The organism is Anabaena sp. FACHB-595 (assembly GCF_048568275.1).
Lineage (GTDB): Bacteria > Cyanobacteriota > Cyanobacteriia > Cyanobacteriales > Nostocaceae > Trichormus.
The window spans coordinates 1962762-1988050 of sequence record NZ_CP183473.1 but is presented as its reverse complement, the minus strand read 5'-3'; the positions used below and the strand labels follow the sequence as shown (position 1 = coordinate 1988050).

Here is a 25289-nt window from a genome sequence, read left to right as displayed (position 1 = left end):
TACAAATATTTACTAATTAGATCTATATCTAATTAGAGGTGCGCCAGTGCGATGAAATCTAAACTATACTCGGAAATTACTTATACTGACGCACCCTAGCAAACTACGCTCAAATTCAAAAAAGAGCAAATTAACAACGCTTTAGCTGTGCCAATAACACAACTATCTCATCAATTGCTTGGCGCAAAGCACTTGCAGGCTGCTCCGATTGATTCACCATAATACTAAACGCTAAAGGTTCATATTGAGAGCTATTGACGTATCCAGATAAAGAAATTGCACCGCTTAATGTACCAGTTTTAGCTTGTACGATGCCTTGAGCTGGAGTATTACGAAGGCGGTTGCTCAAAGTACCACTTTTTCCGGCTATAGGTAAGGAAGCACGATATACATTGGCGGCTGGTGTTTTGGCTATTCCTTGCAAGGTTTGTACTAAAGCTTCAGGGGTGACTAAATTACGGCGTGATAAACCAGAAGCATCTATCAAAACATAACCTGTCGGGTCAACTCCTAATTTATTTAAGGTCACTTTAATAACATCTAAGCCAATATTAGCAGTACTTTTATTTTGCACTCTAGGTTGTTTGAAAGCCAATGCTCTTAACAATGCCTCGGCATACAGATTATTACTATTTTGATTTGTCTCTATCAATAATTGTGATAAAGGCGGAGACTGTACAGCAGCTAATTCCTGTTGATTAGAAGCACTAGAAGCAACTAATGTTGTACCCAAACTAATTTTTTCTGTGGATAAGGCACTACGAAAACGCCGCAGGAAGTAATAATTAGGATCAACTACAGGCAATTCTACTAAATATGGAGTGGAATTAGCTGCAATTTGTCCTTTAATTCGCAGCACTTTTCCTGTTAAATCACGGCTAACATCAATATAACTTGGTTGGTTTGCTGCAACTGTCACAGATTGATTGATGATCAACCATTGTCTTGCTTCATTGGGGTCATTCCACAACAATTGTGGAGTCTTACCTACAATTTGAGGAATAAGTTTTAAACCAAATACATTTTGATTCAAAATAAAACTATTGACTGGCGCACCATAATTTGACTGCACATCTTCCCATTGCCAAGTCGAGTTAACAATATCCCCTTGAATATAACTATCATCAGCAATTAGCTGATTAACTTGGGTGATACCTTTTTGTTTTAGTTGTTGTGCTAGTGATTGCAATTGAGTATCGCTGAGGCTAGGATCACCTCTACCAACAATAGTGAAATTGCCATTACCATTTTGATAAATTGAAGTACGAATACGAAAGTCTGCACCTAGTTGTTGTAAGGCAGCAGCTGTAGTCAGCAATTTAGCATTAGAAGCAGGAGTGAAGTATTTCTCTGCATCTCGGCTGTAAAGAGTTTGCATAGATGACAGAGGTTTGACTAAAATACCCCAGCGCACTCGATTGAATAAAGGACGATTGACTATTGTATCTATGGCTGTTCCCAATTCTGCCGGACAAATAGATTTTGTGGTTGGTGTAGGTGCGGTTGGGGTTTGGGCTTTAACTAGTTGCTGGGTAACACTAACTTGAACACTAATAAATAATGCCATCAAGCCAAGAGAAATTTTTCGGGGCATACAGAGTGTTTAAAACTACTTGATGATGATAACTTGCTTATGAATTGAAGCAACAGGTGCGGGAAAGCATTATTCTCTAATGAGAGGCTGTTAAACTGTGGAAAATCAGTATAATCGCGCTTTTATTGAGTTTATGTCATTAACTGCTACGGCGATCGCTTCACCCTGTTTTCAGGTTTCACAAAATGTAGGGGTCTAAATCCCGTTACAACACGGAAAAAGCGAATTGCGTTGGCGTTAGCCTTGCCCCAGGCTATTGCGAATTGGTTTAAGTTGGCGAGGTGGTTCCTATCTTCATTTGCACTATTACCATAGTGCCTTCATCAACCTTACTTCTCACATTAACAGAACCCCCACAATGCCATAACAATCTCTGGACAATTGTTAGTCCTAAACCTGCGCCATTGGTCTCATCAATTAGCCCCGATCGCACACGATAAAAGCAGTCGAATATTTTGGGAATTTCGCCTTCGGCAATACCGATACCTGTGTCACGAATTTCTAGTATGACGTATTCACCTTGTACCTTAGCTCTAACCCAGACCCGACCACCATTAGCTGTAAACTTGAGGCTGTTGTGCAGCAGATTAATGACGATTTGGCGCAATCCACCATTGACACACAAAACACTTGGCAGGTCTGTAGGGATGGTGTAGCCTAGCATGATGCCTTTTTCTTGGGCTACTGGTTGATAAGTGCTGACGACTCCAGGGACAATATCTGCAAGTTTGACAGCTTCTAAAGTTGTGGTTTCTAAATTATGCTCTAGTTCTACCAAAGTCATGAGACCGGCAATCAAAACACTTTGGCGATCGCACTGGGTATTTAACATTTGCAAATACCTCTGTCTTTGGTGTGGTTTCAGGGTGGGCGAATTCAACAGCGAAAGCGCAGTTTTCATTTGCGTCAAGGGTGTACGCAGTTCTTGACACACATTAGTTAAATATTCATCTTTCAATTGCTCTTTTGTTTGCAATTTTTGATTATGCTGCTGCAATTTAGCAATGCGTTCAACACTAATGCGACGATTAATTTCATTTTGTCGTTGGAGCTGCTTGGTGAGCATCTGGCTAATGAGGGCTGGCTCACAAGCAGTTGGGCAAATCAAATCGCTTGGTGCTATTGGCTTTAATTCAGAGGTAACCTCTTGTTTTATTCCATCTAACACACGCTGAATGACTTGATGTTCAACCGAAGTAATCGTTAATAGGGGTTGATTTTTATTATTTTGTGTCTTCCCCAAGGGACTAATTTTGTTATTTTGCCGTGGGCGATAAGCTGCTATTAAACTGCAAAATTTTGTCGATAATACTACCAAAAAATATTCTCGTTGTAAGTGATTATTTGGTAGTAATGGCACATTAAAATAATGCTCATACAAACAAGATAAAGACGTTAAATTTTCTTCTCCCACCTCTGATTTACTTTCTCCAACTTGGCAATTGTAAATACGACCAGAGTTATCCACTGATGACTGATAGCGGACTATTTCTGTAGACCAAACTTTTCCTGGTGGCAGCTTAATCCATAAAGTTGCACTGAGTTGCTGCTCAATCAGTAAGTCTATTTGCGCTCTCACCAGTGATAGCAAGGTCGCCGGACTGAGAGTCACTGTTTGAGAAGGCGCTTCCACTCCTAAAGCCAGCTGATAAACGGACAAATCCTTATGCAGAGAGTCATTCATGAGTTAAGCACAACCAATAAAAAGCAGGGGAGGAAAAAATAATTACTTTTTTGAAGTAGAGGGAAAGCCTAACTCATGATTGGTAGGGAGAAAAGCCACCCTGGCGCTTTGGTAATTGGTAACAGGTCTATTGCCAATTACCTATTACCAAACCCCCATCTACAAGGAGATGAAGATTTTCACAATATTACTTACATATATGTTTGTTACACAAAAGCCACGTAAACACAATAAATTATGAATGAAAAAATTACTAACTACTACTTTTGTTAATAAAAATGACCAGTTTGTATTGCAAAGATTATAGATTTATCATGTATTCTTTACAATAGCAGTTCTCAGTGATTTGTAGTATTCAGTAAATGCGATTAATTTTATACAGTAAGCCCGGTTGCCATTTATGTGAGGGTTTGCAGGAAAAACTAGAACAGATCCAAAATTTGAGTTTTGAGTTAGAAATTCGTGACATTACAACCGATGAAAACTTGTTTGCTGCCTATCAATATGAGATTCCGGTTCTTTGTCTGATAACGCCTGGAGACGAGAAAGAGCAAGCTTTACCCCGCCCTTCTCCCCGCGCTAGTGTTCAGCAATTGGCACAAATGTTGAGCAAGTATTTAGCCAATCCGGAAAAAAATAATGCAGAATAGGCGCAAGAAAGGCGTGTGTCGAGGTTCACAACATGAAATTGCGGGAATTACTAGCGACAGTAGACAGTGTTGAAAATTTACCTCCGGTTTTGGCGGATGCGGAAGTTAAAGGCATCAAGACTAATTCCCATGCTTGTGGTGCGGGTGATTTGTTTATTGGAATGCCAGGAACGCGGGTAGATGGTGGAGAATTTTGGCCTAGTGCGATCGCCTCAGGTGCGATCGCCGCGATCGTTTCTCCTCAAGCGGTGGAGAAAAATCCTCCCCATGATGAGGCTGTTGTCATTAGCTCTAACAACATGACTAAAGCTTGTGCCGCGATCGCCGCAGCTTTTTATGGTTATCCTGGGCAGAAACTCAAGCTAGTGGGTGTGACTGGTACTAATGGTAAAACTACCACTACTCACCTGATTGAATTTTTCTTAACTAAAGCTAAATTATCTACCGCCTTGATGGGGACTCTCTACACTCGTTGGCCTGGTTTTGAGCAAACAGCCACCCACACCACCCCCTTTGCAGTAGAACTACAACAACAGCTAGCACAAGCTGTCAATGCTGGTTGTGAGTTTGGAGTCATGGAGGTCAGTTCCCACGCCTTAGCACAGGGTCGGGTGCTTGGTTGTCCCTTTGAGGTGGGGGTATTTAGTAATCTCACCCAAGACCATCTGGACTATCACAGCGACATGGAGGATTATTTCGCAGCAAAAGCGCTGTTATTTAGTCCTGAGTACCTCAAAGGACGAGCAATTATCAATGCTGATGATACCTATGGTCAAAGATTAATCAAAGCTCTGAGTCCCGAAAAGGTCTGGAGTTACAGCGTTAATGATAGCAGTGCTGATTTGTGGATGAGTGACTTGAGTTATGAGCCTAATGGTGTGACAGGAACAATCCATACACCAGAAGGTAATGTCAGTTTCCGTTCACCCTTGGTTGGTCAATACAATTTAGAAAATCTTTTGGCGGCTGTCGGCGCAGTTTTACACTTGGGCTTAAACTTACAACTAATTGCCAATGCTATACCGGAGTTTCCTGGTGTACCCGGACGGATGGAAAGGGTGCAGATTAATCCTGACCAAGATATTAGCGTCATTGTCGATTACGCCCATACCCCAGATAGTTTAGAAAATTTACTCAAAGCGGCTAGACCGTTTATTCCTGGGAGAATGATTTGCGTATTTGGTTGCGGAGGCGATCGCGATCGCACCAAGCGCCCCAAAATGGGTAAAATCGTGGCTGAACTAGCAGATTTAGCCTTTGTGACTTCCGACAATCCCCGGACTGAAGACCCAGACAGAATTTTAGATGATATTCTGGCGGGGATTCCCGACACAGTACAACCGACAGTTATAGGCGATCGGGCGATCGCTATTCGTACCGCCATCTTACAAGCTCAACCCGGTGATGGGGTGCTACTGGCGGGAAAAGGTCATGAAGACTACCAAATTCTCGGTACAGAAAAAATCCACTTTGACGACCGAGAACACGCACGCGCCGCTTTGACAGAAAGAGAAAAATTATAAGGAATGTGTAGGGTGGACAATGCCAACCGTATCATGGCTTTGGTGGGCATTGTCTACCCTATGTGTATTTCAGCGTTGCTAAATTTTAGAGAATAAGCAAAAACTGTGGTACGTGATGACTTAAAATCTACGAGTCCTCTGATGAAACGTTCCCCTTCACTAAACGGTGAAACAAACGGCAAGGCCAAATGCAGGCTCCACAAAGAGTTACAGAGGCAATGGCTACAACAATACGCCAGTTATCCTTCAATGTATGAGTAGATTTTGATGACTCGTCTTGCCTATCTTGGGTTAGTTCTGGCAATGAGTGAGCTAGCTGACCAGCTGTACTTACCCCTTCAATCGCCGCTCCAATTAGATAAGCTACAAGGGCAATACCTAGCCAGTGATTCATGATATTTTATTTGTGAACTTTTGTGTTAATGATTTTCCTGTCCTAAAGATAACCTGCCTTCAGCAGTGTCTCGAATTAGGGGCAGTTTAGATGTGATGTAACTATCCAGGCTACTATCTACCTGTGCGTCGAGTCCCTGGTTGACTTTTAATTGCTGGGTGAGTAATTGTACTAGAGAGATATCATCAAATTGAAGTAAAGTGCTGACGTTAGTAGACTCAATTACAGCCCAAAGCTGGCGTATTATTTTTGTGGTGATCATGAGTCTCTAACCTCTTAAGCTTTTCTTTATAATTGCACATTTTTCGGATGGGTGGGGAAATATTTGTTGAAGAATTATCAAGCCATTGGAAGATAAAGTAGAATGGTTGGGTAAATTCTGGTATACGACATAACCAAATCTTATGGAAACCAAAAAGCTCCACATCTGTAAGCTAGAGGCGACTCAGGAATGGTTGTGTTTAGATGCAAGGGCTTACATTGCAGAATGTTTAGAAGCTTGTGTCACTGTGGAGATGCTGGCTGATTTGAGGGAAATCTTTCCACGTCAAGCATTGACAGTAGCTAGTGTTCAGGTTTGCGAATTGCAGAGAAAGCGCATTCAGCGATGGCTGAAAGAACAAAATGGAGAAGTCCATGATTTAGGGGAATCGTCCCAGGTTTTGCAGAGTGCTATGGATACATCCTTGGGTCAGTGTTCATCGTAATTGAGTCAGGCTAACTGTGCAAGCGATCGCCTCTGAAATAACTGCAAATATTTAAGGTGTAGGGGAAACAACTAATAATTAAGTCAAGATAAGTTACAGTAAGAGTTTCATGTTTACCAGCACGATATTTCTCTTAAAATGGTTGATACCGCAGTGAAAAGTGAATACCATTTTCTTGCAGTGTATTTCCCCCATCATTAATATTCGTTAAGGGAATACCATAATCTAAACGTAGGTTTAAGTCTCGACTTGGTTGCCAAAGCAAGCCTAAACCAAGACTAGAAATTGTCTGCGGTTGGGGGTTACCACCGCGATTATTCCACACAGTACCAATATCAAAAAACGGTGCTATCTGCAAAGCATTAGAGTTAGCAGTTAAGGGAAGACGGACTTCTATCGAAGCAGTGAACCCATTGTCGGCTACGAGTTTGTTTTGAGTATAACCACGAACTGTATCAAACCCACCAATACTAAATTTTTCTAATGATAATAAAGAGTCTCCCGTCAGTTGGGCATTGACTCTAGTTAGGATTAATGTTCGTGAGGATAATAACTGCACCCATTGAAATTGTCCTAACCAAGAAAAGAAGCGCCCATCCGTATCAGTATCGTTGACTGTAGCATCAAAAGCCCCAATACCAATGCTAAATTGGGATCGAGCTGCTAAAACCCTTGTGGCATCTCGTTTTACCCAATCTTGAGAAAAGCGAATGGCTGTAATTTTTGATTCTCCATCTTCCGCACCAGGAGAAAAAGAAAAAGGGATATTCTCAAGGAGAAATGTTTGCGAACGGCGTAAATCTAAACCTAAACTCAGACCAAGTTCTGTTTGGGGTTGGCGGTAGAGAGGATGACGATAACTGAGAGAATAGGTTTGAGTTTCGCTTCTAATGTTCAAATCGCGGAAATCGTCTGTAATAATGCGACTATTGGCATTATTCACCCGAAAGCTCAATGTGTCATTATTGCCATTTAGAGGAATTGTGTAACTGACATCGTACAAGTTGAGTCCTTCAGTAATTGTATATTCAGCAGCGAGGCGATCGCCAAAACCCAGCAAGTTATCATGATTCAAAAATACCCCTAGTTGAGTCGAACCAACACTAGGAGTTTGATTATTGGCTGTAAAAACTCCCCCATGAAATGCCGGCGCTTCAGTGATATTTACCAGCAAGATATTACTACCAGCAGTGCTGCCAGCGCTTAACTCAGCATTTACCCGTTGAATCACGGGGTCTAGTTGTAATAGTTGCAATGCTGCTTCTAGGCGTTGGCGATTTAATGGCGTGGAGGTAGCTTGGGCAAGACGCGATCGCACGTATACTGATTGAAGACTTCTTAACCCAGTGATCTCAATTTTCTCTAGTTCCCCTTCCACCACCTGAATTTTCACCACACCATCAGTCAGATTTTGATTGTTGGGTAAAAATGCGCCACTGGTGATGTAACCGTTTTGAATATAGAGTTCGGTAATATCTGAACGTAGTTGAATTAAATCTGCAAAAGTAACTTGACGCTTCTCGAATGGTTCAATCAACTTGGCGATTTCATTTTTTAAGACTGTAGCCCCCAAAACTTCGATTTTTTTGACTAAAAAGCTTTCACCAATAGGAGAATTAACATCCGATGGTGTTGGCACAGGAGGCACAGGAAGGATAGGTGTAGTAGTAGGAGAAGGAGGAGTGGGAGTAGCAGGACTAGGGGACGATTTAGGGATAGTTTGGTCAATAGTTTCTGGTGTAGTTGGGGGAATTGTCACCCCTGCTGGTGGTGTAGATTGGGCAGACGCGACACCAGGAACGCTAATTAAGGTTAGTAGCAGAAATAATCTAGAAAAGGGAAATTTTGCTTTGATTCGCGTATCATTTCTGCCTAAGTCAATATTTTTCACATTCTTGAAATTAACAATTAACGCACAAGTATTTTCACTTAAGTACAGTCTAAATTATCACGGTTATTCTTGACATACAAGCAATTAACGACATTTGAAATTGCATAAAACAGCATTGCCATTTGAGCAGAAGCAAGGTAGGAGAAAACTTAAGGGTGTAGGGGTAGGTAGGGTGTTGACTTTGATGAGATTGACCTATTTTTTATTCATACAATTTTGGTGTCATCATCGGTGAACCAAATTAAATGAGTAATGAGTGGATTATTTTTTAATCCAATCGAATTATGGTGGTCACAACTCAAATCTTTCTTACGCAGTTTTTCTCCAACTACAACAGAAATGCTTGATAAACTAATATCAGTTGCACACGACTTAATAAATCCTCGACATTTAAGAAACTGGTTTGCTAATTGTTGCTACTGTACCTCATACCATTTCCCGAAAAAAATGCAACAGATGCGTATCAACGTAGCGACTGTCTCAAATATTTTGTGAATTGGTATCATAGCAGCCGAAAATACTGTAAGTGTGGGCTTACAGATGTAAGCCCACACTTTGTATATATCTAGAACTATCAAATTAAGCCAAGAACAATAAACTAATTGTTCAAGTTATTTTTTCTTGACTCCTTAGTTAATGAGCGTTGCAGCAACAAATATACAGAAGGGACAAAATATAAAGCAATTAAAGTAGCTCCTCCTAACCCGCCGACAATGGTAATGGCAAGCGGTGGCCAAAAACCACTGGCATCTAATAATAGGGGGGTAAATCCAATAATAGTGGTTAAAGTAGTTGCAATGACATGACGGGTGGAACGGATGACTACTTTTCTGGCTGCATGGCGATCGCCTTGACGGGCTTTGGGGTCATGATTAAGGGAACTCAGAACCACAATTGAATCATTGACTGCAACGCCCATCAGACCAATCATGCCTAAAATTGCCGTAAATCCAAAAGGATAATTAAACAAAGCTAACGATCCCAATCCTAAACCCATCGATAAAATAGCAACCACTAGGATAATGCTTGCCAGGCGAAAAGAACTAAAAGTTAGAACTAAACTGGCGATCATCATAATCATTAACACCCCAACGGTAGAGATGAGGTTACTTAAAGCATCACCCCGTTCCCCTTCTTCTCCGCCAAAATCCCAAGAATAACCAGAGGGTAGGGTAAAGTTACTTGCTGTTAAACGATCTTGAAAGTCAGTCTGTACCTGAGCTGCTAGCATTCCTGCTGGAATAAAACCCTGTACAGTATTAACTCTTTTGCCGTTGCGACGAGAAATCGTCACCACATCTGGAACAATTTCCAAATTTCCTACAGCAGACAAGGGAACAACCCTATTACCGGACTGATTTGAGTTTTCTGGAGATAAAAGGGTTGATGAAGCAATATCCCCTAAATTCCCTCGTTGTGATTCTAAACTACGCACCCTTACTGGCAATTCTTCCGTCCCCTCGAAAATCGAACCCCCGACGATTCCCTCTAAATTGGTGTCCAATTGTCTAGCAACGGCGGTTTTGTCTAATCCTGCTAAACGCAGTTGTTCTTCATCTAGATTTAATGCCAACTTCGGTAAGGTTTCCGTTAAATTAGCGCGGGTATGGATGACATTGGGTGTTTTGGCTAATTCAGCTCGCAGTTGATCTCCTAACTCTCGCAATCGATCTAAATCAGATCCATAAACTCGCAGTTCAATGGGTGCGTCAAAAGGTGGACCTTGTTCTAACTGTCGGACAATAATTTGGGCTGCGGGAAAGGCTTGATCAAGTTCTTGTTGCAAGGTTCGGATTAAAGAGCCAGACTTGACATTTTTCTGAAGTTGGACAAGACCCTGAGCATAATTAGGAGAATTTTCCCGATTTTGAATCACATTGTAATAAAAAGGTGGCGCACTTTTGCCGATAAACCATTGAACATCGGCAATTTCGGGATGGCGTAACATCAATTCTCGCGCTTGAGTCACTTGGGATTGTGTTTGTTGCAAAGAAGCTTGAATGGGCAATTCAAAATTTACATAAAATTGACCGCGATCTGTTGGGGGGAAAAATTGCTGCTCCAGATTAGCCAAGGAGATAAAACCCCACAATGGTAGAATCAAGCTTAAAGCTATGCTCAATAAGGGTCTGCTGAAGGTGCGATCCAGACTCCAACTGTAAAGTTGTCCTAAGTGATGGTGAGAAAAACCCACTTGCCACCAACTTCCTGATGCTGGTGTGGGTTTCCAATAATGTAACCGACCTGCTAAAGCGGGAATCACCGTGAGAGCTAGAAATAAAGAACTAACTAGGGCGAGAATTACAGTTACCCCAATAGTTCCCGTAAACTCTCCCGTTCCTCCAGGTGCAGTGGCGATCGGTACAAAAGCCAGAACACTGGTAAATGTGGATGCCAGTAAGGGAGAAAAGATTTCCCGGACAGTAGTAGCAACGGCTTTTTTAGGTGTTAGTCCTTCTCGTAAATAAATTTGAACTTCATCTACAACGATAATGGCGTTATCAATTAACAGTCCCAAGGCAATAATCAGACCAGTCACAGAAATTTGATGTAGCGGAACTCCTAAAAGCTTCATGCTACCAAAGACCATGAAAACAGACAGAGGTAAAGCAGAACCAACAATTAACGAAGACTTCCAGCCCATCATGAATAGGGTAATGCCAACCACCAAAACAGCTCCAGTGATTAAATTCATTAACACTTCGTTGAGACGCTGTTCTACGTAATGACTTTGGTCAAACAGTATTTGCAGACCAACGCCGTTTGGCAGTTGTTGCTGGAATTTATTCAAGGTTGTATTGGCGATCGCTGCCCAAGCATCCAAACGCTGTTCTGATTCAACAAATGCAGAGATGGCGATCGCTCGACGACCCTTTACTAAAGCTAATTCTCTAGGGGGATCTAAAATTCCCTTTTTAATCTGAGCAATATCTCCTAGTCGTACTACATTGCTAGAGTTACCCAATTGAATTGATAAGCGATTAAGACGGTCAAGAGAATCAAGTTCCCCATTAATTTCTAATAATAAATTACTTTGGTTGCTCCGCAGTTGCCCTGCCGCAACTTTAGCATCACTCTGTAAAATTTGTTGAGATACGGATTGTATTGTTAACCCTAAATTCGTTAGTTGTTTTGGGTTAACCTCAATGGCAATTTCTTCTTGGGGGGTACCAAACTGCTCGACCTTTTCTGTTCCCCCAATCAAACGTAATTGATCGTCTAATTCTTGCGCCCAACGGCTTAAAATTGCATAATTTGGGGCTGATTCCAAATCCCAAGTCAAAGCGACAATTAAAGCATTAGCTTTAGGTTTCGACTGTTCAAATTTAGGAGTTGCGGCACCTGAAGGCAATAGGGGAATCGTATCATTGATTTTAGCCCGCACCCGTGACCAAACAGGATCGACATCGTTGATTGTTTCGTTTAACTCAACTGTAATGCTGGAGAATCCCAGACGTGAGGTGGATTCAATATTATTAATTTCTTCTACTTCAAATAGGGATTGTTCTAATTTATCGGTGATTAGGGTTTCGACCCGTTCTGGTGCCGCACCTGGAAAACTCGTTGTAATCACCGCAAATCGGGGAGTAATTTCTGGATCTTCAATGCGAGGTAAACTAAAAAAGGAAGATAAGCCCCAAACAGCGATCGCTAAAACTGTTAATATTAGTAGCCGGACATTCTGATAAAAAAGATTGTTCATAGGATATTTTTATAGTAAATTCAAGGGTTTAAAACCCCTCTCTTACAAAGTTCTGTGACGCTCTCTACGAGACGCTAAAAGCGAACGCAGACTCGCTACCGCTACGCTGCCGGAAGTCGGCGCACCCTGCGGGAAGCAAGCTACAGACTTTGCGCTACGTCTACACGTAATATCAAATTGGGATTTAAATCACCGACCACAACTGTCTTTAATTTTGAATTTTGTTGGCGAAGCCTTCCCGTAGGGTATTTTGAATTTTGAATTGTTAATTGGAACTCCCTAATGAGATAGGACGTACTTTTTGGCCAGGAACCAGCCGATTTGTGCCATTAGTAATAATTTGTTCATTACCTTCTAGGGTTCCCCGTACCAGAACCCGTTCCCCGTCAGTATAAAGAACTTCTACATCTTGACGTTCTACTTCAAAGCCTCCGGGAACTGTTCCTAAAATGTAGACAGACCACAACCCCCGTATACCACGTACTAATGCTGTTGTTGGCAGCCAATAACCGGAAGTTGATATCTTTTGTTTTAGTTGCCAATTGACGATTTGCCCTGCTGTTAAAGTTTTACTGGCAGCATCTTCCAATTTTAAAACTACGGTTATGGTACGAGTAGCTTTGTCTAGTTCTGGTAAGAAGGAATCAACCTTTGCCCGATAGGATTTTTGACCCACCTGTATTGATTGAACTTCCCCGATTTTAATTTGAGAGGTGAGGGATGCAGGAATGCCTATATGGGCTTTCACCTGTTCTACTTGAACCAGACGGACGATCGCTTGTCCACTAGAAACGGCTGTGCCTAGATCAAGATAACGCTGAGAAACTTTACCAGAAAAAGGAGCTTTGAGAACACTTTTTTCTAAATCAAGCTCTAAACTGGCTAGACGGCTTTGTAATTGTTTGAGGGCGGCTTTTTGAGCCTCAATCACTTCTGAACGAGTTCCGGCTAATAATTCATTGAGCTGACTTTGGGCTTGTTTTACCCTAGCCTGTTGAGCAGTAATCACTTCTGAGCGAGTTCCGGCTAATAATTCATCCAGTTGACTTTGGGCTTGTTTTACCCTGGCTTGTTGACTATTAACATCGGTAATCGCTTCGTCAAATTGTTCACGAGCGATCGCTCCTTGATTATAAAGGGCTTCTCGCCGCTTACTTTTAGAGCGTGCTAATTCTAACTGTTCCTGTAAATTATTGACATTAGCCCTTGCTGAGGCGATCGTTTGTATCCGAGGCCCTGATTGCATTTCCTTGAGTAGCGCCTGTTCTTGTGCTAGTTTAGCTCTCGCTGTATCAATGGTTTCTGCCCTCGGCCCAGCTTGCAACTCTCTCAATTGGAACAGAGCCTGTTGCTTTTGAGCAAATAATTCTTGCTTTTGAGCCATCAACTGACTGGTATCTAAACGGGCTAAGGGAGTGCCTGCACTCACCCATTGTCCTGCTTCTACCGCAAGTTGGACAACTTTACCAGCCCGTTCAAATCCTAAATTACTAGTATTTTGGGCAACAATTTCTCCGGTATAGGTACGAGACTGCTGATAGGAACTGGCAGCAACTAGATTATCCACTTCAACGGGCAGGAAATTTTGATTTTCTGCCATTGCGGAACTAATGGGTTCTACTGTTTGACGAATTGAACCCAGCCAAAAACCCAATCCCAACAAGAGTAGGCTACTTAGGCATAATCCCCAAGAAAACCTCAAAGAGCTTTTAGGAGTTTTATTCTGTTCAACAGAGGAGGCAGCAATCTCTAGAGTTTCTTCCGGTGATGAACATGAAGCAGGATTGGTATCTTGCATATTAACTATTTTCTTTCCTAAAGCAGTATTTGAAGGTTATTATCACTATCATCTCCTTAGGTCTTAATTACGCAGGAAATATTGCCCCAGGATGAATTTAACAACGATGACGATTTTTATTTTTGAGCCGAGAGCCAAATGCTAGTAAACCTAGCCCCAAAAAGCCGATGGTTATAGAAGGTTCAGGAACGTCTACAATTCTTAATTGAACTGGAAAACGAATCGAGACAATGGGATCTAAAGGACCGAAAGGATCGGAGACAGATACGAAATCAGGAACAACTCCAGCATCTTCACTCACCAATTGGATTTTATTCCCTCTTACATCTGCTAAAAACGCATCAGCTAAACCATAACTTAACCCATTAAGTCCCGCAACTTTAAATGCACTAAAGGGGTTGCTAATAATGGCTTCGGTGTCATCGTCAGGAGCGCGAGTTGCACCATATTCTAAAAATGAATAAATATCGCTATAGCCAAAGGTGACAAATTTGTTACCATCTAGCACAAGAAAACTTTCTACTTCGTCAGGATTAGCCGAATAGATACGCTCTTCTAATGTGGAAGTAGGAGAAGAAAAATAGTTCTGTCCATTGATATCCTCTCCTAAATTCCAAGTTTTGGTAAAGTCCCTATCTTTGGCACCAAAACTAAATCCAATCCGATCAGTCGTAATGTTATTCTCAGTTAAGAAAGTCGCAAAATTGCCAAAGCCTGTAATGTCATCAAGTAAAGTAGCTGCTTGTCTGGCCCCTGGTAGATTTTCAGGGCTAAAGTCAATCCCAGCAGCATAATAGGGAGCAGGATTATTAGGAGAATTGAGACTCATTTCTATATGACCGAATCCATAGGCCACAAATCCTTGAGGATCGGGATCTGTCGCACCCACGCGCTCTCCAAATAACCGTAGACAGTTATTAGATGAAAGGGGTCGAGTTTTGACAAATTTGACTGAGCTATAATCGAAGAAATTGCCAGTTTCGCAAGTCAGGCTTGCCGCACGCACTGGTGCTGCGGATATCATATTTGCGGTTGCTGTTACAGTCATCCCCAGTAATATAGAGAGGTATTGAGTTCGCATAGTTAGTTGTTCGACTCCAAATGATGATGTGGAATTAGTTCTTGATTTTTAACAATCAAACGGGCTAAGAGATTATTGGACAAATAGTTTAATTGTCAGTATACCTAGAAGGAATTACGTATAATTCTTAAAACTTACTATAAAACAGAAATTCCTCAGAGAAATGGAGAATCTTTAGCTAAATTCGCTGATTCTTTATAAGCTACTGAGGAATTGATGAAATCAAGTTATATTGGTCAATTTTCAGGAAAAACCTCTATCGAACACTTCTTTTGTGTCGTTTTATTTGGGTAACAACGCCACCTCCTGCCAAGAACATTAAACCTAAAATCGATGACGATTCAGGGACTTCTCGGACAATTCTGATTTCTATGGGAAAGGAAAATGTATAAATTTCAAATCCTCCATTGACTGAGACCGCTAAATCCTCTGGATCAAGAATGTCTTCAGAAAACTCTTGAATTTTTCCACCACCTGCTACTACATCTTGCAAAAAAGCATCAGCAATTCCTGATCCCAATCCCTCTAAGCCAGGTGCTTTGGAGGGGGAAACTGGATTAGAAAAAAATATATTGGGATTACCAAAGACGCTATCTGGGTTATCATCAGCTGAAGCAAAAAAGGTATCTGAATATCCAAACTTAATAATTTTAGTGGTTTGATACGTTAAATAACGCTCAAAACTTTCTGGACGCGCGCGGTAAATTGATTCTTCGACTGGAGAACCAGGACGACCAAACCAATCTTGTCCCAAAACATCTGCCCCTAAATTCAAGGATTGAGTTACAGAAAAGCCAGGTTTCTGCCCAAAACCGTAACCAATATCACTTAATGGAATGCCATTATTATTCAAGTAATTCATTAAGTTCGGAAAATTTGCGAGGCTTTCAAGGGTCGCAGAACGCGTCGCCCCCGTAGGATCTGGGCTATTTTCCCGACCAGTTACATAATAACGATTATTAAGATCACTGCGAAAGCCGACGTGTCCAGCATCTGGAGCATTCCGGTCTAGATTAGAGTAAGCTGCATATCCTTCATTCTGGTTTTGATCTCCAAAAAAGAAAAGAGATCCATTAGCTGGAAGTGGACGAGATTCAATAAATTCCAGTCGATCAAAATCAAAGGTTTGAGCTTGTGCTGCTTGAGGAATTGTCAAAACTGTAGCACTCGCTAATCCTAGTAAGCCAATGAGAAAAGTACGCATTATTTTTAATACACTCCTATCAATTGATTAGGTTTTTCGATTCTTCGTTATTTCTTTCTCGCTACTAATACTGTTCCCGTAACTACAAACATCGCCAGTAAGATGCTGGGTTCAGGAACAGAAGCAGTATCTAAGGGAATAAAACCCCGATCTCCTCTAGCTTCCCCTATTTTTAAACCAGGTATAAGACTTGCCACTTCATTGGCTGATTCTGGAGTTATGGCTGCATTGATAAGAAAGTTACTAAATTCTGTGGTGAAAACCAATTCAATGGGTTCAAGAAACCAAGTGCGATTTTTTAAATCGATTGTTGGGGCCTCGAAGGTATTAACAGTCATGATCGGTAGATTAGTTGTCACTGTATCGATCGCGAAAAATTCATAGTTTTCATTAAAAAAAACTGAAAGTTCGCCTAATTGTAGTGGCGACGCTACACTAAATTTAGTTGGGTCAAAATCAAAGAATAAACTGCCGTTAAACTCAATGGTTCCTGAGATGGGAACAAAAGTATCTGTCTCTTCATCATAAAGGAACTCAAAACTTGTTCCGCGATCGCCTGGATTAGTTGCTGGTGGTAACACTGGCCAACCGAAGTCAAAACCCTCTGCTGGAGGAACTACATTATCTACAACCGATAGATTTAAGCCAATAGCTTTTAGAGAATTCAAGGCATCAGCATCGAGTCTAATACTCTCCTGACCTGAGACAAAGCGATAGGGTCTAAAGTCTGCCGCTTTCACTGATGAAGACAATATGGTAACAGTCGCAGTTGCAGCAGTGATAATACTCAGTAAACCTGAAAATGTAGCATTTATTTTTTTCAGCATTTAATAGTCCCTTAATTTTTTCCAATTTTCAGAACTTGCCACAGAACTACAAGAGGATGTTTGAAAAGTTCTTTTGTTTGTGGCGAAACTGTTTAGACCCGATCTAAGAGGATGTTTGAAAAGTGATTGGATGTGATTTTAAGCACTCGTTGATCCCCCCTAACACCCCTTAATAAGGGGGTAAAATGAATCAAAGTCCCCCTTAAAAAGGGGGATTTAGGGGGATCTAAAATGTTTTGCTACCAAGCATGGGACTTTTCAAACATCCTCTAAGTTGTGAGCCTTAACTGAACTGTATTAACTTACTTACAATGTAGATTTCCTGCAACAGTTATTATTTGTGACTTGAGTTTAGTTTTTTTTAAATGCCCATACAATGGATTATTTTCTGCCAAAAATGGAGATTTTTTATGTAGAATTAGACGCAAGTCTTGTGCTGTAATTTGTAGAGTTCCAATCAGAGGAGAAAAAGGTAACTACCGTGTACAACGTAACAAATTTAACCGCAAATCTTCAGTTTAATTGTTTGTTACATATTTGTAAATTTTTTCCGCTACTCACTTAGTCATCACCGTTGCCATCTCTATACTTTCATTTCATATCACTGAATATCAAAAGTTACCAATACCTAGATATAGGAATCTGATTTGATTTCTGTTGGCGTAGCCTGCACTAGCGCATAAAATTCTCAGTATCTGTAGGGTGGGCATTGCCCACCGGCTCATAGTTTTGGTGGGCAATGCCCAACGCCACCTGCTCCAAGCCGGGAAACCCGTCCAACGCAGTGGCTCCCCTACGTGTATTTCAAAAATCAAGTATGAGTCCTATAGTTTTTTTAAACGTTTTTACTAGCACACTCATGTGGTTTCAAAATTACCTTGTTTGCAGTTTTTATGATTTATTTTTTCCCGAAACATAAACATAAACTATCTATTTTTGATATTATTATATAAATTAAATTTTCAATAATTTAATTTGTCAATTAAAGATTTTTGATTATAGATTACAAATCTAAACAAAGCACTTCATGTATATAAATTAATTTCGACTTAAATTATTTATAAATAAGATTTAATATTAAACCAATAAGCTACTTCATGGTGAAAGAAAAAGCATAATTCCTAAATTAACACTATATGCAGCTTTTTCTTAAACCTAACCCCCAATCCCTTTCCTACAAGCGAAAGGGAGTAATAATCAAAGCCTCTGAGTAGAACAACTCAAAAAAACGAACTATGTGAAGGTAAATAAATACATCTTCCTTGATATTTGCGATCGCTCTGTTGCCCTTACTCATTGGGGTTTAGACGAGTTCACAGTGCGAACTAGACTACATCCCATCAATTCGATTGTTAAGTAATGTAACAGAACGACATAAAGATTAGTATGTTTATTGATGAATAAATACACGGAGAGGACTCACGCACTTTATAAATAGACAGCCTACAGTAAAGTACCGCGTTGGGTTTATAAGCTTTCTATTGCCATCTCTTCTCACTTCTTCTGCCCCTTTAGTGTTAGTTCATAAGCTAATCAGAGATGATTTATAGAGTAAACCTTAAATTTGTAATGGCGTGTTAAAGCAAAGCATAACGCACCACTATCATACGGTACGTTACGGCTATATATAATTTGCTCACACACCCAAATCCTTACACAACCGTAACACACCCTACTTAATATTCACTTTATAAATGGTCTCTGCAACTGACATCTATAAAGTATGTATGACACAACCCGCATAATCAGACTTTCGTCCATGTATGAATCATACTTGCTGTAAAGGCTCACATTTATTAACAGCAAAATTATATTTTTATGTAATAAGATTGCATAAAAACTACTTTACACCCTGAATAATATAGATAAAAGCAACAAATTTACGACCTGACAATCTGGAAGAAATTTATTTCCACCCAAAGTCCAAATTCCATCTCAAACTATCAATTAGTAAAAATTGACATTATGTTTTCCAACCAAAATATTTCCTCTACCAACACATACTCTCAATCAAGCTTATCTGAACCAGTTTCCTTAATTCAGCATTTGATCAATCAAGTGAAGGAAGCAATATTTTGTTTAGATTATCAAGGTCACTTTCACTACATTAATGATGCTGCTTGTTCTTTATTAGGGCATTCTAGACAAAAATTGTTGAACATGACCATTGATGAAGTAGAGATGGATTTTCTTCCTTCAAGTTGGTCATACTACTGGCAATTACTTAAACAACAAACTTCCTTAACTTTTAAGAAAGTTTGTTCTTCTCAAGAATATCAATCCATAGAAGTCACTATTAAATCTCTAGAACATGGAAGTGAAGTTTTGGGCTGTATTCTAGCTCATACATTCTCGACAAAGAATCCAGATATTTCCTCTGATCAAGGTTTATATTTAGATGAAAAAAATCAGCCTGTTCACCCATCTAATAAGTCTTTGTCAAGTGCTGACTTTTATCCTAATTGTGTACAAATTCGACCAATTTTTGAATTTATTGAGCAAAACTATCACTTACCCATTAGTCTTAACGATGTTGCCCAAGCAGTCGGTTATTCTCCTGCATATTTAACTAATTTAGTTAAGCGTCGAACCCAATTAACGATTATTGATTGGATTCTCGAAAGAAAAATGCTAGAAGCTCGTTCATTATTAATTAACAGCGACAAGTCAGTAACAGAGATTGCTATGGCTGTTGGCTTTACAGATGCTTATTACTTTTCTCGTCGTTTTAGCCAGTATCATAAATTGTCACCCAGAAGTTGGAGACAAAAATATCAATCTTTGCAAACAATGAACTAATAAAAATCCATCTTTCCCTAAAAATAACCTATGGTTTACTGAGAGAAAACTTCATAGAATAGGTATTAAGACAGCTAGAATTTTAGCTGAATTAAATTTTTTGTTGACTCTTTCTCTAGCCTAAACTACTAAACAATATGAAAACCATTCAACCCTGCTCTGTAGAAGATATTCAAAGTTGGTTAATCGATCAGTTTGCTCAACAACTCGATGTTGATCCAGATGATATTGACATGGAAGAATCATTTGATAATTATGATCTAAATTCCAGTAAAGCTTTGATTTTACTAGGTCGATTAGAAAAATGGTTGGGTAAAGAGTTAAATCCCGTTTTAATATTCAACTACCCAACTATTGCTCAATTGGCTAAACGCTTGGGGGAATTATATCTTTGATTACCCATGTTTTTGCAATCAATCACTTAATTTAATGAAGAGCCAATAGATTTATTGTTATTACCTATCCTCACCAATATGATGATGTTATGATTGAGGCTAGTTTTCTAGATGTTTATCAAACCCGACATTTACTCTATCAACAATTGAATTAATAAAGTTGTAGAACGAGGAAAAACCAAAGCTCTATCCTTGGCTAACAGAAACCTCGTAAGAATTTTCAAAAAAAATTTCATATCAATATCTAAATTGACCAAGTGATGTGAGGAGCCAGACGTTTCCATTTCTCCTGTTCATCATGATGTAAAATCACGGATTTATAAGATGGAACCTATTGCAATTATTGGTATTGGTTGCCGTTTTCCTGGGGCAGATAGTCCTCAAGCATTTTGGCAATTGTTGTCTAACGGAGTTGATGCAATTACGGAAATTCCGGCTGAACGTTGGAATATTGACGAATTTTACGATCGCAATCCAGAAACTCCAGGGAAAATGAACGCCCGTTATGGTGGGTTTCTATCCCAAGTAGATCGCTTTGATCCGCATTTTTTCGGTATTTCTCCGCGAGAAGCCCTATTAATGGACCCCCAACAGCGACTGTTATTAGAAGTAGCTTGGGAAGCTTTAGAAGATGCGGGAATTGTCCGCGAACAACTGACTGGCTCAAAAACTGGCGTATTTGTTGGCATTTCCACCAATGATTACAGCCGCATCCATCCTGAGTTTGATAGCAATCCTCAAGGTTACGATCTCACAGGTAACTGTATTAATATTGCTGCGGGTCGTCTTTCCTATTTGTTTAACTTACGGGGGCCGAGTTTAGCTGTAGATACGGCTTGTTCCTCTTCTTTGGTGGCCGTGCATTTAGCTTGCCAAAGTATCTGGAATCAAGAGTCTAGCATGGCGATCGCCTCTGGAGTCAATTTGGTTCTTTCTCCCATTGGTAATATTGCGTTAAGTAAACTCAAAGCCCTTTCCCCGGATGGACGGTGTAAAACCTTTGATGAAAGTGCCAATGGTTATGTGCGGAGTGAAGGGGCTGGCTGTATTATTCTCAAACCTATTGCCCAAGCATTAGCAGATCATGACCCCATCTATGCGGTAATTCGGGGTAGTGCGATTAACCATGATGGTCGCAGTAAAGGATTAACTGTTCCCTACGGGCCAGCCCAAGAATCTTTGATACGTCAAGCATTGCAGCAAGCACAAGTCCAGCCTAAAGAAATTAGTTATGTAGAATTACACGGAACTGGAACACCTTTGGGCGATCCGATTGAAGCGATGGCTATAGGTGCAGTCTTAGGGGAAGGACGAGATGCAGCGCATCCTTGTTTGGTAGGAGCAGTTAAAAGTAATATTGGACATTTAGAAGCAGCTGCGGGGATTGCCAGCATCATTAAAATGGCTCTTGCCCTCAAATATCAACAAATTCCTCCCAGCCTGCATTTTCATCAACCTAATCCCTACATTCCTTTTGATCAGTTACCTTTACGGGTGCAGACTAGTCTTATTCCTTGGCCAAAAAGTAAGTATGGCGCGAAAGCCGGAGTTAGTTCTTTCGGATTTTCGGGAACTAATGCCCACGTAATTTTAGAAGGGGTTTCATCATTTAACTCTCCTGAACAACAAACTTGCAAATTCCCCCATTTATTACCTTTATCAGCCCATACACCCGCCGCAGTGCAAACCCTAGCGCTAGGGTATCAAGACTTGATTAACGCACAAAAACTGACTCCAGAATTTGTGCAGAATCTTTGCTACAGCGCTAGTGTCAGACGCACCCATCAATCCTATCGTAGTGCCGTTGTCGTCAATTCTCCCGAAGACTTACCATCTTGTTTACAAGCCCTAGCAACCGCAGATATTACCACCCAAACAAAACAGTCAAAACGCAAGCCCAAAGTTGCCTTTGTGTTTTCTGGACAAGGCCCCCAGTGGTGGGCGATGGGACGGGAATTATTAGCCCAAGAACCTGTTTTTCGGGCAGTGATTGAGGAATGTGATGCTTTAATTCAAAAGTATGCCCAATGGTCATTATTAACAGAGTTTGCTGTTCCTGAGTCTCAGTCTCGCTTCCAAGAAACCGAAATTGCCCAACCTGCCTTGTTTGCCTTGCAGGTCGGATTAGCTCATTTGTGGCGTTCTTGGGGAATTGAACCCAAAGCCGTGGTAGGGCATAGTTTAGGAGAAGTAGCTGCTGCCCATATTGCCGGGGTTTTGAGTTTAGAAGATGCAGTGCATTTAATTTGTCACCGGGGACGGTTAATGCAGCAAGCCACTGGTAACGGCAAGATGCTAGCAGTGGAATTACCAGCTACGGAAGTTGAACCTTTATTAACGGCTTGGGCTGGTCAATTGGAAATTGCCGCCATTAATAGTCCCACCGCAACGGTAATTTCTGGACAGTCTCAGGCATTGCAGATATTTGTTACCCAATTACAACAGCAACATCCCGATATTTTTTATAAAGAATTACCCGTTAATTATGCCTTCCATAGCCAACAAATGGCTCCCTTTGCTGAAGCTTTAGTTGAGAAATTATCACACATCCAGCCCCAAGCAGGAAGCCTAGCAGTTTTCTCCACAGTGACAGGCGATAAACAAGCTGGTGAGAAATTTAATGCTGATTATTGGGGTCAGAACCTCCGCCACACAGTTTGCTTTGCACCAGCTTTGACAGCTTTGATTCAATCGGGCTACACCCAATTCGTAGAAATTAGTCCACATCCCGTATTATCAGGATATATCAATGCCTGTTTGAGAAAGCAGGAAGTTGATGGGGTGATATTACCATCTTTAAAACGGGGTTTTGGAGAACGGGCAACCCTGTTAAAAAGTCTGGGAACACTGTATACCCTTGGTCACTCAATAAATTGGCAGTCTTTATATCCTGATGGCTGCCAAATGGTGGATTTACCCCTTTATCCTTGGCAAAGAGAATCTTATTGGGTCAGTGAATCTCAACCCCAGTTTCAAAAAGCACTACCAGCTTCTTCTTTACTAAATTTATTAGTAGCAGGAAAAACAGAACAACTCACCCAAGAATTAAGCAACCATCACCAGTTATCTCCTGAAGCTAAACAATTTATTCCCCAATTACTACAATTATTGGCTACAGGAAAATCTACAGCAAAAATTACTCAAGATTTAAGTAATGCCCGTTATCGAATTGAATGGCAACTTAGTCCTTTAACTGTAGATAATAAAACCTCTGAGGCTGAACGTTGGTTAATTTTTAGTGACAACCAAGGGCTAGGACAAGAATTAGCTGCTGTAGTTAATGACTCTTGTATTTTAGTTTCATCGGGTGAGAGTTACGAAAAATTATCATCCAGTCATTATCAAATTAATCCGCATCAAGCTGCTGATTTTCAACAATTATTAGCGGATATTTCTGAACCCATAACCAAAGTAGTTTATCTATGGAGTTTAGATAGTTCCATAAATTTAGAAAATTCTCAACCTCAGTGCTATAGTCATCTGCTGTATTTGGTACAAGCATTAGCTAAAATTAGCAGCAAAATTGCGCCTCAACTGTGGATTGGTACACAACAAGCTCAAGCTGTCACGCCCAGCTGCCATCAAATTAATGTTGCCCAAACCCCTTTATGGGGCATGGGTCAGGTCATAGCCCTAGAATATCCCCAACTTTGGGGCGGATTAATTGATTTTGGCAACCAGGATGTTGCGGCAACGGCCATAATTGCAGAGATGACGGCAAAAACTGGAGAAGACCGGGTAGCATTTCGGGATGGGAAACGATATGTTGCCCGCTTGATGCCGATTTCCGCTCCATTACCCGCACCCCAACCCTTAATTAGTGATGGCAGTTATTTAATTACCGGTGGTTTAGGGGCTTTAGGACTGACTCTAGCAGAATGGTTGGTACAACAAGGAGCGCGTCATTTAGTTTTAACTAGTCGTCAAGGGCTGTTAAATCAGTCTGAGGAGAAACAACAAAAAATCCGTGCTTTAGAAAATCAAGGGGCAACTGTCAAAGTTGTAGCGGCTGATGTTAGTGATTATCAGCAAATGTCTCAACTATTTGCACAAATCCAGTTAAATTCTCCCAAGTTGCGCGGAATTATTCATGCAGCCGGGGTATTAAATGATTGTTCGATTGCCCAAATGGATTCGGAAACCTTTACCAAGGTATTTCAACCCAAGGTTACAGGTGCATGGAATCTCCACCAACTCACCCAGGACTTATCTTTAGACTTCTTTGTTTGTTTTTCTTCCATGTCTGCACTACTGGGTTCACGGGGTCAACTTCATTATGCTGCTGCCAACTCTTTCTTAGATGGACTAGTTTACCATCGCCAGAGCTTAGGTTTACCAGGTTTAAGCATTAACTGGGGGCCTTGGGCTGAGGGGGGAATGGCTACCCAAGGTTATGAGGTGGGCTTAAAACGCATGGGTATTGAACCCTTAGAACCCACAGCAGCCCTGCAAGTTCTCGGCGGTTTATTGGGGAGTGCATCGATGCAAACTATGGTAGCAGCTATTAATTGGTCTGCTTTTGGGAAGATTGTTGCTGCCAAAGGACGAGTAGCTTTTTTAGAAGCATTATTGACCCAAGAAAGTAAAGATGGCAGCAATGGTGAGAATTTCCGCCAAAAATTATCAGCCGCACCCCTTCATAGACGACCAGCTTTACTCACCACCCAAGTACAACAAGAAGTTGCCCAGGTATTAGGTCACAGTGGGTCTTATGTACCGGAAGTTGAGCAGGGATTTTTCGATATGGGGATGGACTCTCTGATGTCTGTACAATTCAGGCATAGTCTTGAAGCTTTACTTGCTGTCTCTCTCCCCTCAACCTTGGTATTTGAATGCCCCTCTATTGGTGATGTGGTTAGTTATTTAATGCGAGAAGTGTTTGCTTGGCAACTCGATGCCGATGATTCATCTGCAATGGAATCACAAGCCAGTGTAGTTATAGAAAATACGATCGCCCAACTAGAGGGATTATCCACAGCAGAAACCGAAGCCCTCATGGAACAAGAAATCGCCGAATTACAAGCATTGCTGTCTTAAAG

General features: G+C 40.8%; 16 protein-coding genes. 6 read left to right on the top strand and 10 right to left on the bottom strand.

Going from position 1 to position 25289, the window contains the following annotated elements; genetic code table 11:
- Window positions 1-130 precede the first annotated feature (130 nt).
- Window positions 131-1594 carry a D-alanyl-D-alanine carboxypeptidase/D-alanyl-D-alanine-endopeptidase gene (dacB, locus tag ACN222_RS08285; RefSeq protein ID WP_010995835.1) on the bottom strand — a complete coding sequence of 488 codons (1464 nt, stop codon included), beginning with the start codon at window positions 1592-1594 and terminating at the stop codon, window positions 131-133.
- 268 nt (window positions 1595-1862) lie between these two features.
- Window positions 1863-3278, bottom strand: a complete 1416-nt coding sequence (locus ACN222_RS08280) for a DICT sensory domain-containing protein (protein ID WP_010995834.1) — start codon at window positions 3276-3278, stop codon at window positions 1863-1865.
- A gap of 362 nt (window positions 3279-3640) precedes the next feature.
- On the opposite strand from ACN222_RS08280, the gene ACN222_RS08275 reads away from it, so the two are divergent.
- Both ACN222_RS08275 and ACN222_RS08270 read left to right on the top strand, forming a co-directional pair.
- Window positions 3641-3928, top strand: a complete 288-nt coding sequence (locus ACN222_RS08275; protein WP_010995833.1) for a glutaredoxin family protein — start codon at window positions 3641-3643, stop codon at window positions 3926-3928.
- A gap of 32 nt (window positions 3929-3960) precedes the next feature.
- Window positions 3961-5451 (top strand): UDP-N-acetylmuramoyl-L-alanyl-D-glutamate--2,6-diaminopimelate ligase, encoded by a 1491-nt coding sequence (locus tag ACN222_RS08270; RefSeq protein WP_010995832.1) that lies wholly within the window; start codon window positions 3961-3963, stop codon window positions 5449-5451.
- Window positions 5452-5578: 127 nt separating this feature from the next.
- On the opposite strand, the gene ACN222_RS08265 is transcribed toward ACN222_RS08270, so the two are convergent.
- Both ACN222_RS08265 and ACN222_RS08260 read right to left on the bottom strand, forming a co-directional pair.
- Entirely contained in the window at window positions 5579-5845 is a 267-nt protein-coding gene (locus tag ACN222_RS08265; protein ID WP_010995831.1) for a hypothetical protein, read from the bottom strand.
- Between the two features lie 25 nt (window positions 5846-5870).
- Window positions 5871-6107 carry a hypothetical protein gene (locus ACN222_RS08260; RefSeq protein WP_010995830.1) on the bottom strand — a complete coding sequence of 79 codons (237 nt, stop codon included), beginning with the start codon at window positions 6105-6107 and terminating at the stop codon, window positions 5871-5873.
- A gap of 142 nt (window positions 6108-6249) precedes the next feature.
- On the opposite strand from ACN222_RS08260, the gene ACN222_RS08255 reads away from it, so the two are divergent.
- Complete coding sequence (locus ACN222_RS08255; RefSeq protein WP_010995829.1) at window positions 6250-6552, top strand: hypothetical protein; 303 nt, start codon at window positions 6250-6252, stop codon at window positions 6550-6552.
- A 133-nt stretch (window positions 6553-6685) separates the two neighbouring features.
- Here the strand turns inward: ACN222_RS08255 and ACN222_RS08250 are convergent, their stop codons facing one another.
- From ACN222_RS08250 to ACN222_RS08225, 6 genes are all read right to left on the bottom strand, one after another.
- Window positions 6686-8443 (bottom strand): ShlB/FhaC/HecB family hemolysin secretion/activation protein, encoded by a 1758-nt coding sequence (locus tag ACN222_RS08250; RefSeq protein WP_096637126.1) that lies wholly within the window; start codon window positions 8441-8443, stop codon window positions 6686-6688.
- Window positions 8444-9041: 598 nt separating this feature from the next.
- A complete protein-coding gene (locus ACN222_RS08245) occupies window positions 9042-12146 on the bottom strand; it encodes an efflux RND transporter permease subunit (RefSeq protein WP_010995825.1) in 3105 nt (1034 codons plus the stop codon).
- A gap of 265 nt (window positions 12147-12411) precedes the next feature.
- Entirely contained in the window at window positions 12412-13944 is a 1533-nt protein-coding gene (locus ACN222_RS08240) for an efflux RND transporter periplasmic adaptor subunit (protein WP_010995824.1), read from the bottom strand.
- A gap of 97 nt (window positions 13945-14041) precedes the next feature.
- Entirely contained in the window at window positions 14042-15025 is a 984-nt protein-coding gene (locus ACN222_RS08235; protein ID WP_010995823.1) for a PEP-CTERM sorting domain-containing protein, read from the bottom strand.
- 256 nt (window positions 15026-15281) lie between these two features.
- Complete coding sequence (locus ACN222_RS08230) at window positions 15282-16229, bottom strand: PEP-CTERM sorting domain-containing protein (RefSeq protein ID WP_010995822.1); 948 nt, start codon at window positions 16227-16229, stop codon at window positions 15282-15284.
- Window positions 16230-16276: 47 nt separating this feature from the next.
- Window positions 16277-17056: a PEP-CTERM sorting domain-containing protein gene (locus ACN222_RS08225; protein ID WP_010995821.1), complete on the bottom strand. Its 780-nt coding sequence runs from the start codon at window positions 17054-17056 to the stop codon at window positions 16277-16279.
- Between the two features lie 1965 nt (window positions 17057-19021).
- Here ACN222_RS08225 and ACN222_RS08220 point away from each other — a divergent pair.
- The 3 genes from ACN222_RS08220 to ACN222_RS08210 all read left to right on the top strand — a co-directional run bounded on the left by ACN222_RS08220 (window position 19022) and on the right by ACN222_RS08210 (window position 25287).
- Window positions 19022-19855 (top strand): helix-turn-helix domain-containing protein, encoded by an 834-nt coding sequence (locus ACN222_RS08220; protein ID WP_010995820.1) that lies wholly within the window; start codon window positions 19022-19024, stop codon window positions 19853-19855.
- Between the two features lie 137 nt (window positions 19856-19992).
- On the top strand, window positions 19993-20250 hold the full coding sequence (locus tag ACN222_RS08215; RefSeq protein ID WP_010995819.1) for an acyl carrier protein: 258 nt from the start codon (window positions 19993-19995) through the stop codon (window positions 20248-20250).
- A gap of 324 nt (window positions 20251-20574) precedes the next feature.
- Window positions 20575-25287 (top strand): type I polyketide synthase, encoded by a 4713-nt coding sequence (locus ACN222_RS08210; protein ID WP_010995818.1) that lies wholly within the window; start codon window positions 20575-20577, stop codon window positions 25285-25287.
- Window positions 25288-25289: the final 2 nt, after the last annotated feature.